15 protein-coding genes are annotated in these 12410 nt (G+C 57.9%); 11 read left to right on the forward strand and 4 right to left on the reverse strand.

All coding sequences use genetic code 11. The annotated features are described in order from the left end of the window. The first annotated feature begins 34 nt into the window (after nt 1-34). The 7 genes from AC5DB9_RS10725 to AC5DB9_RS10755 all read left to right on the forward strand — a co-directional run bounded on the left by AC5DB9_RS10725 (nt 35) and on the right by AC5DB9_RS10755 (nt 6153). Nucleotides 35-1474 carry an aspartate kinase gene (locus tag AC5DB9_RS10725; protein ID WP_022958835.1) on the forward strand — a complete coding sequence of 480 codons (1440 nt, stop codon included), beginning with the start codon at nt 35-37 and terminating at the stop codon, nt 1472-1474. Beyond that, entirely contained in the window at nt 1462-2349 is an 888-nt protein-coding gene (locus tag AC5DB9_RS10730) for a TPR end-of-group domain-containing protein (protein ID WP_272990008.1), read from the forward strand. The genes AC5DB9_RS10725 and AC5DB9_RS10730 overlap by 13 nt, the downstream gene beginning before the upstream one ends. A gap of 153 nt (nt 2350-2502) precedes the next feature. Then, complete coding sequence (locus AC5DB9_RS10735) at nt 2503-3168, forward strand: TetR/AcrR family transcriptional regulator (RefSeq protein ID WP_272990006.1); 666 nt, start codon at nt 2503-2505, stop codon at nt 3166-3168. 45 nt (nt 3169-3213) lie between these two features. After that, nucleotides 3214-4116, forward strand: a complete 903-nt coding sequence (locus tag AC5DB9_RS10740; RefSeq protein WP_272990003.1) for a TIGR03619 family F420-dependent LLM class oxidoreductase — start codon at nt 3214-3216, stop codon at nt 4114-4116. 30 nt (nt 4117-4146) lie between these two features. Then, complete coding sequence (locus AC5DB9_RS10745) at nt 4147-4560, forward strand: nuclear transport factor 2 family protein (RefSeq protein ID WP_272990000.1); 414 nt, start codon at nt 4147-4149, stop codon at nt 4558-4560. Beyond that, nucleotides 4557-5402, forward strand: a complete 846-nt coding sequence (locus AC5DB9_RS10750; protein WP_272989998.1) for an SDR family NAD(P)-dependent oxidoreductase — start codon at nt 4557-4559, stop codon at nt 5400-5402. Before AC5DB9_RS10745 ends, AC5DB9_RS10750 begins: the two co-directional genes overlap by 4 nt. Next, nucleotides 5386-6153, forward strand: a complete 768-nt coding sequence (locus AC5DB9_RS10755) for an SDR family NAD(P)-dependent oxidoreductase (RefSeq protein ID WP_272989996.1) — start codon at nt 5386-5388, stop codon at nt 6151-6153. The genes AC5DB9_RS10750 and AC5DB9_RS10755 overlap by 17 nt, the downstream gene beginning before the upstream one ends. Nucleotides 6154-6210: 57 nt before the next feature. Here AC5DB9_RS10755 and AC5DB9_RS10760 read toward each other — a convergent pair whose 3' ends face one another. Both AC5DB9_RS10760 and AC5DB9_RS10765 read right to left on the reverse strand, forming a co-directional pair. Further along, complete coding sequence (locus AC5DB9_RS10760) at nt 6211-7758, reverse strand: SulP family inorganic anion transporter (protein WP_272989994.1); 1548 nt, start codon at nt 7756-7758, stop codon at nt 6211-6213. A gap of 12 nt (nt 7759-7770) precedes the next feature. After that, nucleotides 7771-8430, reverse strand: a complete 660-nt coding sequence (locus AC5DB9_RS10765) for a carbonic anhydrase (RefSeq protein WP_022958827.1) — start codon at nt 8428-8430, stop codon at nt 7771-7773. 134 nt (nt 8431-8564) lie between these two features. Between AC5DB9_RS10765 and AC5DB9_RS10770 the strand changes: the two genes are divergently transcribed. Further along, complete coding sequence (locus AC5DB9_RS10770; RefSeq protein WP_272989990.1) at nt 8565-9503, forward strand: hydrogen peroxide-inducible genes activator; 939 nt, start codon at nt 8565-8567, stop codon at nt 9501-9503. A 35-nt stretch (nt 9504-9538) separates the two neighbouring features. On the opposite strand, the gene AC5DB9_RS10775 is transcribed toward AC5DB9_RS10770, so the two are convergent. Beyond that, nucleotides 9539-10312, reverse strand: a complete 774-nt coding sequence (locus tag AC5DB9_RS10775; protein ID WP_022958825.1) for a sulfite exporter TauE/SafE family protein — start codon at nt 10310-10312, stop codon at nt 9539-9541. A gap of 103 nt (nt 10313-10415) precedes the next feature. Between AC5DB9_RS10775 and AC5DB9_RS10780 the strand changes: the two genes are divergently transcribed. The 3 genes from AC5DB9_RS10780 (at nt 10416) to AC5DB9_RS10790 (ending at nt 11824) form a co-directional block, all read left to right on the forward strand. After that, nucleotides 10416-10658 (forward strand): DUF2164 domain-containing protein, encoded by a 243-nt coding sequence (locus tag AC5DB9_RS10780; protein ID WP_272989985.1) that lies wholly within the window; start codon nt 10416-10418, stop codon nt 10656-10658. Between the two features lie 74 nt (nt 10659-10732). Continuing rightward, entirely contained in the window at nt 10733-11398 is a 666-nt protein-coding gene (locus AC5DB9_RS10785; RefSeq protein ID WP_022958823.1) for a nitroreductase, read from the forward strand. A gap of 21 nt (nt 11399-11419) precedes the next feature. Continuing rightward, a complete protein-coding gene (locus tag AC5DB9_RS10790; protein ID WP_272989978.1) occupies nt 11420-11824 on the forward strand; it encodes a putative signal transducing protein in 405 nt (134 codons plus the stop codon). A 23-nt stretch (nt 11825-11847) separates the two neighbouring features. Here AC5DB9_RS10790 and AC5DB9_RS10795 read toward each other — a convergent pair whose 3' ends face one another. After that, the gene (locus AC5DB9_RS10795) at nt 11848-12255 is read right to left on the reverse strand and encodes a DUF805 domain-containing protein (RefSeq protein ID WP_286846201.1); all 408 of its coding nucleotides are present in this window, start codon (nt 12253-12255) and stop codon (nt 11848-11850) included. Between the last annotated feature and the right edge of the window lie 155 nt (nt 12256-12410).

Below are 12410 nucleotides of genomic sequence, written 5' to 3' on the forward strand. Positions count from 1 at the left end.
AAACCTTTTTTCTGATCAACGAATGGAGCACAGCATGTCACACAGTGTAGAAAAAATCGGCGGCACCTCGATGAGTGATTATGTCGCCGTGCGCGACAATATCATCAAAGGTGGTCGCAAGGACGACGAGCTTTACGGTCGCATTTTCGTGGTGTCGGCCTACGGCGGCGTTACGGACCTGCTCTTGGAGAACAAGCGCAACGGCAACCCCGGCGTCTACGCGCTGTTCGCCGACGAGGAAGGCAGCGAGGCCCTGTGGCGCGAAGCGCTGCGCGGTGTCGGCGAAATGCTGCACAACATTAACGCCGAGCTGTTCGACAATACCGAGCAGCTCAACGAGGCCAATGCCTTTATCGATGGTCGCCTGTTTGAAGCCGAGCGCTGCATGGACAATCTGCATCGCCTGTGTCAGCACGGCCACTTTGGTCTGGAAGATCACCTGCTGACTGTGCGCGAAATGCTGGCCAGTATCGGGGAGGTTCACAGTGCCTGGAATACCGCCCATCTGCTCAAGCGGGATGGCGTGAACGCCCGCTTCGTCGACCTTTCCGGCTGGCGCATGGAAGTCGCGGTACCGCTGGATGAGCATATCAGTCAGGAGCTGGCAGGCATCAATCTGGATCGTGAGCTGCCGATTGTTACTGGCTATGCCTATTGTAAAGAAGGGCTGATGGCGACCTTCGATCGCGGCTACAGCGAGATGACCTTCAGCCGTATGGCGGTGATCAGCAACGCGGCCGAGGCGGTCATTCACAAGGAATACCACTTGAGCAGTGCCGACCCCCGTCTGGTTGGCGCCGACAAGGTCGTACCGATCGGTCGCACCAACTACGATGTGGCGGACCAGCTTGCCAACCTCGGTATGGAAGCGATTCACCCCCGTGCGGCAAAAGGCCTGCGTCAGGACAATATTCCCCTGCGCGTGAAGAACACCTTTGAGCCTGAGCATGGCGGTACACTGATCGATGGCGACTATCACAGCGAGAGCCCCTGTGTGGAGATCATCGCCGGGCGCAAGCAGGTCTATGCGCTGGAGGTCTTCGATCAGGACATGGTCGGTTCGCTGTGGGAATACGAACAGAAAATCCTGAGTGCGATCTCGCGTTTCAAGGCAACCGTGATCACCAAGGATATCAACGCCAACACGATCACCCACTACCTGGGCACCAGCCTGAAAACTGTCAAGCGCATTGTGAAGGTGGTGAGCGAAGAATTCCCGACGGCGGAAGTCAGCACCCGCAAAGTTGCCATCGTGTCGGCGATTGGCAGCGATATGAAAGTGCCGGGCATGCTGGCGAAAACCGTATCTGCGTTGGCGTCGGCAGACATCAGCGTGCTGGCCATGCACCAGTCCATGCGCCAGGTTGATATGCAGTTCGTGATCAACGAGGACGATTACGAGGCCGCTGTGGCGAACTTGCACCGCTGTCTGGTGGAGGTTCACGACCACGGTGAAGCCATATGCGTCGCCTGATCATACTCCTGAGTCTGTGGCTGCCATTGTTGGCCGCCGCAGCGCCGGCAACCCCCGACGGGGACGCCGAGCTGGAGTCGCATATCAATGAAATGAAAGAACCGCTGTACTCGCCGTTTATCGAGCGTTACCTGCTGGATGAAGTGCGTTCCCTGCGTATCGATATGGAGCGCAAGCACCGTGAGCTGGCCGCGGAAGTCGTGGATCGTGAGCTTGAAGCCGCCGATAAAGCGGTGAGTTATGCCACCGATACGGTGACCTATTTCTTCTACCTCATCGCCGGCGTCAGTTCGGCGCTGGTCTTGATTGGCTGGAACTCGCTGCGCGATATCAAAGAGAAGGTGCACAGCGTTGCCAACGATCAGGTGGCCGAGCTGGTGGGGGAATATGAGAAACGCCTGCGGGTGATCGAGAAGCAGCTCAAGCAGGAAACGGCACATATCGAGCTGAACCGCGAGGAGATCAATCGGACCCAGGAGATCCACTCTCTGTGGCTGCGAGCGAGCCAGGAAAGCACGCCGGGGGGCAAAATCGCCATCTACGACCAGATTCTGGCGATTCGTCCCAACGACATCGAAGCCATAACCTACAAGGCCGATGCGGCGCTGGATCAGGGAGAGCCCCAGTGGGCGGTAAACCTTTGCCAGCAAGCGCTCGCTCACGATGAAACCAACGGCCACGCCTTCTATCAGCTTGCCTGCGCTCACTCCGCGATGGGCCACCTTGATGATGCCGCGCGCTACTTTGCCAGGGCGGTTGCGCAAACCGAAGTTTATCGCGAGGAACTGGAGCGCGACGCCGCACTGGAGCAACTTCGTGAGCACCCCCTGCTGCACGAACTGCTGGACGCGCAGCTGAACGACTCGGCGGTATAAGCCTTTTCTTTCGGGGCATGTCGCGATGTGCGACGGCCCCTTCCCTCTCTTTTTCTCTCTCAACTCACTGATAACTGAAGTGCGGCCTTGTTGTTGACAAAATGTCATTAAGAAGTGATGCTGAAAACATTTCTTATTCAACAAGGCGTTCCGGTGACCACAGTACAAGCCAGTCCTGCGCCCTCTGCGGCCCAGCAGCGTCTTGCCTTGATCGGGCATTTGAATCAGCGCGCCAGCCGCGAAGAGCGGCATACTCAACTCGTTAAGTTGGCCAGCTATATCGTGGAGTTCGAGGGATTAGATGCCCTCAAGCATCAGCGTCTGGCAGAGCTGGCGGGTTGTGGTCGACCGCTGATCTACAGCTACTTCCCCCGCCGCAGCGATATATATATTGCGGTATCCGAAGCCTTCTACCAGCGTCTGGACGCTGCCTTTTCCTGCGAGCAGCAGTACTCCGGTCTGGTGTCAGGACTGTCCGGGGATGGCCGTCTCAGCGCTGAAATGGAGGCGCTGATTTGGGACGTGGTGGATGAGTACGGCTGCGGTGGCTTGATTCTGCGTTGCATTCCCGAGCTCAACGAGGACTTTCAGCAGTATCAACAGACGCTTATTTCGCGCTACGAATACCGCTGGCTGCGCTATTTTGACGCTCTGGGTATCGGCGATAACGCCGCGCGGCTGCTGCTGGAAAACTGCACCGCCATTACCAAAAACTACGCGCTGGCCTATGGCCGGGGGGAGTTGGATCGTCCGGCCGCCATCAGTGCTGTGCTGAAAAGTCTGGCGGCCCTGATCAGCGCTGAACTACCGGCGCGCTGAGCGCCAGCCAATAATCATAAAAAATGATAATAACGAGGAAAAACCATGTCGAAGTTCAAACTCACGATAGGCATCTATGGCCTGGAAAATCTCTACGGCGGTGATCCGCGGGGCTTGATTGAGGTTGCCCAGAAAGCCGAAGCGGCTGGCATCGACCAGCTCAGCATGACCGACCACGTGGTGATGGGAAACCGCACCGACCGCTATCCCTATGGCGAATTTCCCAGCCCGCCGGAAACCCCTTGGCTGGAGCCGATCACCACCGAGGCCGCCATTGCGGCGGCCACCCAGCACATTGAGCTGTCACAGGGCGTGCTCATCTCCCCGCTGCGTTCGGCTGCATTGCTGGCCAAGCAGGTCGGAACGCTCAATGCTTTTGCACCGGGCCGCATGGTCATGGGGCTGGGAACGGGCTGGCAGCGCGAGGAATTCGACGCCAGTGGCTTGCCGTTCAAGGGGCGCAAGGCACTGATGTTTGAGCAGATTGCAGCAATGAAGGCATTGTGGAAATCCGCGCCGGCAAGCTATCACGGCGAGCACATTGCGTTTGATGATATCTACTGCCGCCCCGCGCCGGAGAACGTGCCGTGCTGGGTGGGCGTCAAGGCCACCCCGGAAAACTGCGCGTCTATTGCTGCCGTCGCCGATGGCTGGATTCCTATCGAACAGGACCCCGCGATTTTTGGGCAAGGCGTCAGGGATTTGCGACGCGCATTTGAAGCCGCCGGGCGGGACCCCGATGCGCTGTCGGTACGGGCTATGGTTGACCACAAATTTGGCGCCGATGGTGTGCCGGATTTTCAGGCCACCATCGACACGATTCCCGCCATGTTGGAAGCCGGTGCCAACTATATTGAAATTCTGCCGCTCTACTTCGTGCAGGACCCGGCAGCCTTCGACGAATTCTTTGGTCGCCTCGCGGAAGTCAAAAGCCGTCTGGGCGCCTGAGCTTCTAAGCGGTCTTGAAGGAGAACATACATGGATAAAAATACCCTTCCCAATCACTTGGCTAACCACTACGTGCGCTGTATCGATCAGCGCTGTTTCGGCGAGCTTGAACAGATTATGTGGCCCGAGTTCAGCCAGCGCGGTCCGGGCTTTGCGGCAGAATCTCGTGAGCAGTTTATCGGTAATCTGGGCATGCTTGAGCACTTCTCCCACACCTTTCATATGCTGGGCAGCCAGTTTGGCGAATGGCAGGGCGGGGAATACCGCGGCGAAACCTACTGCGTCGCGTCCCATTTTTACGAGCGCGACGGGCGTCGCTGGAAAATGGATATGGGGATTCGTTACCACGATGTGATTGTGCTGCGTGACGGCATCGGCAAGTACCTCAGCCGCGATCTGACGCTGGTCTGGCAGGAAGATCGGCCCCTGGAGGTCGCTCAATGAATCGCAAAGTGGCGTTTATTACCGGTGCCAGCCGGGGCATCGGTGCGGCAACGGCTGTCCAGCTAGCCCGATTTGGATACGACCTGGCCATTACCGCCCGTACCATGAGTGAGGGCGAATCCCACGAACACGGCAGTTGGCAGAGTAACACTGCGCCGCTGCCCGGCAGTCTGGAGTCGACCGCAGAGCGGGCCCGCGCCGAAGGGGCTCAGGTACTCTGTCTGCGTTCCGATATTCTCGATCTGGACTCCGTCGCGGCCGCCGCCGCCGGCGCACTAGCGCACTTCGGGCGCGTGGATCTGCTGTTTAACAACGCCTGCTATCAGGGGCCGGGCAATATGCAGCGGGTGCTGGATGTGGAGCTGGCGCAGATCGACAACATCTACCGCGGGAATGTGCAGGCGCCGGTGCTGCTGGTGCAAAAGCTGCTGCCCGGGATGCTGGCACGGGGTAACGGCGCCGTAATCAATATGGTCTCCGGCTCGGCGATCAATGACCCTCCTGCCCCGGCTGACGAGGGCGGCTGGGGCTTTGCCTACCCTTCTTCCAAAGCAGCGCTGATCCGTCTGATGCCGGCATTGCGCGTCGAGCATGCCGACAGTGGTGTGCGTTTCTTCTCCGTGGAGCCAGGCTTTGTCTACACCGAAGTGATGCGGGCCAATGGTCTGGATGAAAAAATCGCTGCCCGGTTCAATGCCACGCCGCCAGAGCACGTCGCCGATATTATTCGCTGGCTGGCGGAGGACGATGCGGCACTGGAGCATCATCACCGGGCGGTGATTTTTGCACCGCAGCTTCACGGAAAGCTGTTTGGGGAGGCGGACAATGCTGCTGCAGAATAAAGTCGCCTTGATTACCGGCGCGGGCAGCGGCATTGGCCGCGCCTGTGCGCTGACCTTCGCGGCCGATGGCGCGCGAGTGGCGGTGCTGGACTACGACCGTGAGAGCGCTGAGGAGACCGTGGCACTGGTTCGTCAGGCGGGCGGCGAGGCGCTGGCGATCTACGCCAATGTGGCGAAAGAGGCCGAGCAACGCCAGGCTGTTAACGATTGCGTTGAACACTTTGGCGCGCTGCACTGTGCGGTTAACAATGCTGCGCTGGGCGGGGGCTTTGCGCCGCTCACCGAGTTTGAGGAAAAGCGCTGGCAACTGGCGCAGGACGTAACCCTGAAAGGCGTCTGGCTGGGAATGAAATACCAGATACCCGCCATGCTGGCTGCCGGGGGCGGGGCGATCGTTAATATTGCCTCGCTCTCCGGCGTGCGCGGTGAAGCCCTGCAAATTGCCTACAGTGCGGCAAAAGGGGGGGTGCTGGCCGCCACGCGCACGGCGGCGGCGGAATTTGCCCAGCGCGGTGTTCGGGTGAATGCCATTAATCCCGGCGCGGTACGCACACCGGCCTTGCAGATGTATTTCGATTCGGTGGCGGACGCCGAAGCGGAAACGGCGGGTGTTCATGCCATGCGACGGGTGGGCGAGCCCCACGAAATTGCCGATGCGGCGGCGTATCTCTGCTCGGATCGTGCGTCGTTTATTACCGGCGCAAAGCTGGATGTTGATGGCGGGGTGATGGTCAATCCACACACGCTGTAGTGCATGTGGATTGACCGTGGGGCCGACGCCAGGGAGTAGCGCCGGCCTTACGCTGCCCTACTGGGGATCGGGTTGAAACTTGATGGTTTCGACCTTGATATTCCGGTACTGGGCTTGATCAATATAATTCCGTACCAGCTCGATCACGTCGAAGGCCACGGATTTGGAATTGGAAAAGTCCAGAATCAGTTGGGAGTTTTCGGGGATTTCATTCAGCTTCTTCAGAATGCTGGGCTTGTTGAAGAACGAGACTTCTTCCGCCATCACAATATGGTGGGTTTCATACTCGCCGTCAGAAGACACCGTATCCTTGAAGTGATAGTCGTTCCGGTAGCTGTGTTTCAGCGTAAAGAACACACTCACTGCCAGCCCCGCCAATACACCGGTCAGCAGATCGGTAAACAGCATCACCGCGATAGTCGTCACAAACGGCGCGTACTGCTCGGCACCGTTGCGGAACATCACCGCGAACACGCTGGGGGTTGCCAGCTTGTAGCCGACAATAATCAACACCGCCGCCAGTGACGCCAGCGGAATGTAATTCAGCAGCGAACCGATGCTGACCACACTGATTAGCAGCATGAAGCCGTGGAGGATGGACGACAGCTTGGTCTTGGCGCCAAAGGTGATATTGGCCGAGCTGCGCACGATCACCTGGGTGATAGGCAAGCCGCCGATCAGACCCGAACAAATATTACCCAGTCCCTGCGCCTTGAGTTCGCGGTTAGTCGGTGTGACCTGCTTCTGCGGATCCAGCTTGTCGGTGGCCTCGACACTCAGCAGCGTTTCAATACTGGCGACGATGGCAATCACAAACGCAATGCTGATTACTTCCCAGCTGAATACCGCCGAGAAATCCGGGAACGACAGCTCCTGAGCGAAGGCGGAGAAGCTGCCCAGCTCTGGCAGCACAACGAGCTGAGTGCTATCGAGTCCGGCACCGTTCTGAGTGAGCAGGAACGAGACCAGAATGCCCAGCAAAACCACCGCGATCGGGCCTTGGATCAGCTTGAAGATGCGGTGCTGTTTTGCCAGCACCTTATCCCAGAGCACCAGCAACACCAGCGACACCGCCGAGATCGTCAGCGCAATCGGCGACATCATGTCGAATGCGTGGGAAATGGCTGAAAGGGTGTTCTCGCCGTTGGCGTGGAAGAAGGTCTGCTCGCCGAGGAAATCGCTATGCCAGCCGAACAGGTAGGGGATCTGCTTGATGATAATGAGCAGACCAATACCGGTGAGCATGCCCGCGATCACTGATGAGGGAAAAAAATAGGCGATAAACCCCGCGCGAAAAAAGCCCAGTGCCAACTGGATAATGCCCGCCAGCACTACGGCGCAGAGGAAGATTTCCCAGGTGCCCAGCGTGGTAATCGCATCAAATACGATGACCGCCAGCCCTGCAGCGGGACCACTGACCCCGAGTCGGGAGCCACTGGCAGCGCCGACGATGACGCCGCCGACAATCCCGGCGATGATGCCTGAAAACAGCGGTGCGCCGGAGGCCAGCGCAATACCGAGACATAGCGGAAGGGCGACAAAGAAAACGACGATACTGGCCGGAAGATCACTCTTGATCTCCCGGAGAGATAACTCTGTCTTCATTGCTAAGTCTCCTTAGACGGTGACAGCGGCTTTGTGGGAAAACGCTTCGTAGCGAGAGTCCATCGGTTCGAACTCACCACTTTCTTCGTTGTAGCAGGTCACACCACCGGTTTTGATGTTGTAAATCCAGCCGTGCAGTGCGACGCGCCCGGTCGCAATCTTGGCGGCGACCGCGGGGTGTGTGCGCAGATGCTGCATTTGCAGAACCACGTTTTCCTGGGTCACTGCTTCCAGGTGGTCAAGGCAGAGCTGGTCCTCGCCGCAACGCTCTTTTACCACCTCAGTGGCGGCGCGGCAGTGGCCCAGCCACTCGCGAACGTGGGGCAGCGAGTCCAGCTTCTCGGGATTGATGGCGCCTTTAACCGCGCCACAGTCCGTGTGGCCACAGACGACGATATGTGACACGCCCAGTGCGGCAACCGCGAACTCGATAGATGCAGTCATGCCGCCCGTCTGGTTGCTGTGAGGGGGAACGATATTGCCCGCATTGCGGCAGATAAACAGCTCGCCGGGGTCTGTTTGTGTCACCAGATTGGGGTCAATGCGCGAGTCGGCACAGGTGATAAACAGCACTTCAGGGTTCTGACCTTCGGCCAGTTTACGGAAGGTGGTCTCTTTGCTGGGGTAGACTTCTTTCTGAAACTTGGCAACGCCGGAAATAACGTGATCCACGGGTACTCTCCATCAAGGTTGCGGGTGAATTGACCGCCACAATGGCGGTTGATTATTATTTCGTGACAGCTTTATAAGAATAAATCCCATTTTATGATAACTAAAAGTTATCACCAGCTTGAGGGTGTGCCGCTGTGATTCTCGCCAAGAAATCGCCCAGCCTGAGGCAGCTTCAGTATTTCCTGTCGGTGGCTGAGTTCGGTAGTTATCGACGAGCCGCTGAGGAGCTGGGCGTCAGTCAGCCCGCACTGACCAGCCAGATTGCCAGTCTGGAGGCCATGCTTGGGCTCACCCTGTTGGAGCGCTCACGTAACGGTACGCTGCCCTCGCCAGAGGGGCGGGAGTTACTCCAACAGGCGAGAGAGGTATTGCTGACCATGCGTGGCTTCAGCGACAGTGCCGAACTGTTATCCCTCGGTCACCAGACCACCTACAAACTGGGTATTCCGCCCACGGTGGGGCCGTATCTGCTGCCGAACGTACTGGGTGAGCTGCACGAGCGCTACCACGATATGAAGCTCTATGTGCGGGAGGGGGCGCCAAGGGCATTGCAGCAGGAACTCATCGAGGGCGGGCTGGATCTCGCCATTGTTCCTCTGCCCCTGGTCTCGCCTGATCTGGCAATAGAACCCCTGTTCACCGAGCCCTTAAAGTTTGTGGTGCCCGCTGAACACCGTCTGGCAGGCAGGCAGGTCGTAACCCCCTCACAACTGCGCGGCGAGAGCGTGCTGGTGCTGGAGGAAAAGCACCACTTCCACCATCAGGTGCACGACCTGTGCGACAAACTGGGGGCGACCGTTTTGCGGGATTATGAGGGAACCAGTCTCGATACCCTGCGGCAGATGGTGGTCATGGGGCTGGGTGTGGCATTTCTGCCGGGCCTATATGTGCACTCGGAAATGCACATCCCCGAGGCGCTGCACGTCTGTGAGCTTAAATCCATGCCCATCAACCGCCAGCATGCATTGGTCTGGCGGGCGTCAGCACCGGGGCGGATATTCTACCGGGAGCTGGCCGCCTATCTCAGAAACATCATCAAACAGCGGCTGGGTGATGTCGTTAGTGTCTTCTAAGACCGGCTAAGACAGGGCTGGCTTATAGGACCGGCTCAGAAAACCGACTGCCACAGCCCCGCAATACTGACCCCGAACAAAACGGTGCCGATAACCCGGAAGAACAAGGGGGTTTCGGCGCGCAGCATATAGTCGTGGACGCGCAGCCCAATAAAGTGACCAATCGTCGCGCAGGGTAACAGCCACAGGTGATGGCGAAGCTGGAGGTCGACGCCCGCCCACACGAAGGCTGCCATTTTGATGGTCACCAGAATAAACCACAGGGCGAAAAGCGTGTCCCGCAGCCGCTCCTTCGCCACATGCTGGGCAACAACCGCAATAATCAGCGGCGCGCCAATCAGCGAAGTACCGCTGATGTAGGCACCCAATATCAGAAACAGCGCGTCGACCCAGCGATTGTTGCTGCGAAACGGTTTGTTAAAGATGTAGCCCAGCGAAAACACCATCACGATCGCAAAAATAATCGCACTGAGTATGCCGCCCGGCAGGGTAATCAAACCGACCACTCCCAGCAGCTTGGGCACAATCATAATGCCGAGAATTTTCCACAGGTACGCCCAGTCCACCGAGCCCGGCTGCGAGTAGCCGCTGTGCTTCAGCTTGCGATGATTCAGGCTGATGGTGATGGAGGAAAAGATCAGCAGATGCACCGAGATCAGCGGCAGAAAGACCAGCGGATCGTTGTGTACCAACAGCAGAAAAGGCAAAGACAATACCGCGCCGCCAAAGCCCAGTCCGGAGCGCACAATCCCGCTCCAGATAAAAATCAGGCCAATGAGCATATACTGGTACAGCGCGAGATCGTTCATAGGCGTTCCTGTGTGAGCCGGAGGCGGCATTGTACTGGTGGTAGAACGACAGTGCGAGGCAGGGCGCGAATTCGAGACATAGGCAAGCCAAGGAGATAGCGTGATGATGCAGTTTTCAAAACAGGAGCGAGAAGCCCTCTGCGAGACGCTTAAAAGCTATATGGCAGAGGAACTGGACCGGGAGTTGGGGCAGTTCGAAGTGGAGTTTCTGCTCGATTTCATCAGCGACAATATCGGGGCCTATTTCTACAACCGAGGCCTTTACGATGCCCAGACCGTGCTGAGTGGCCGCATCGACGAGCTCAATGACGCCATTCTGGCGCTGGAGAAGACCCCCGGCCGCTAAGCTGGCCCACCAGAGCTTGTTCCGCCCTATCGCGCCCGTTTAGACTGGGATTTTGCCCAGAGGACAATAACATCATGCGCGTTGCTGACGCTGTAAAAGCCCGCCGCTCCATCCGCGGCTTCAAGCCCGACTCTGTGCCCGAGGAAACGCTGCGGGAAATCCTCGACATCGCCCGCCATGCACCGTCCAACTGCAACACCCAGCCCTGGCACGTCACCGTTGTTTCCGGTGACGCGCGCAAAAAGCTCGAAGACGCCATCGTCACCGAAATTCTCAGCGGCAAAGCGCCCTCACCCGCGTTCAAACCCGGCGATGCAGGACTGCAGGGCGTGTACAAAGAGCGTCAGTACGACTGCGCAATGACCTACTACGGCACCATGGGTATCGAGCGTCACGAAAAAGACAAACGTCAGGCACTGATGCTGAAAAACTGGCAGTTCTTCGGCGCGCCCCATGTCGCCTTTATCTCCATGCCCACCGACATGGGACCGGTCAATGCCGTCGATATCGGCATCTACCTGCAAACCCTCATGTTGCTGCTGGTCGACTACGGACTGGCAAGTATTCCCCAGGGCGCCCTGGCCTTCTATCCCGACCCGGTAATGGAGCTTGCCAAACTGCCCGACGGGCACGGCATTATCTGCGGCCTGTCATTTGGCTATGAAGCCGAGGGCGAGCAGATCAATAAAGTGATTATGGATCGCGCGCCGCTGGAAGATACGGTTACGCTGATTTCCTGATCATCACTATGTGTCGGCCCCATGCTTAAGACCATTGCCCACTACTCTTTCCCCTACGAGGCGCATATTGCCAGGGCCAAGCTGGAGTCAGAGGGCATTCCCGCGTTTGTTGCCGACGAAAACACCATCAACATGCAGTGGTTGTACTCCAATGCCATGGGTGGTGTGCGTTTGCAGGTGCCGCCACCCTTTGTCGAGCAGGCGTTGGCACTGTTGGGCGAAGATTGCAGCGAACTGGTTGAGCAGCAGCAGGGGGTAGAAGCCGAGGCCTGCGAACTTTGCGGCAGTCGCAATACCGAGCCGTTTCAGCGGGGAAGACGATGGGCGTTTCTGGTCTTTCTCGGCTTGGATTTTCCGCTGTTTCCCGCCAGAAATACCCACCGTTGCCGCGACTGCGGGCACATCAACAAACACGCCGCAGACTAATGGCTGGCGGCGTGTTGCGCTGACTAGACTTCCTCGACCGCCTCTTCTCCTTTGGGGTTCGGGCCAAAGTCATTGCTGCCCGGTTCACTGTCCATCAGCATGAAAACCAGAATAATCAGCGGCCCCAGAAAAGGAATGACCAGCAGCAACAGCCACAAGCCACTGCGGCCGATATCGTGGCAGCGGCGCACGGCATAGCCCAGTGACGGCAGCAATACTGCCAAACCGTACAGTGAGCTGAGCAGCCCCACACCCATCTCCATGTTGCCCAGCCCGAAGATGCCATCAATGATGCCCAAGCCAATACTGATCAGCACATTGAACAGCACAAAAAACCAGTACTCGCGACGACGTGAGCGCCCATTGAAATCGACATAGCGTCGCCAGGCATTCAAGTAACACTCAAACGGGGTGGGCATGGATTCCGACATATTCAGACGCTCCTGTGTCTCTGCTGTTTTGCGGGGTTCATCGTAGTGTAGCCAGCTTACCGATAGAGTGGTACTGCTGGTGTCGTGCTCCTGATAAGTGTTTGTAGTGGCATAGTCAATTTGGCCACCTGATTAGAGGTGATAGCATCACTTCA

Source organism: Spongiibacter sp., from assembly GCF_984394615.1.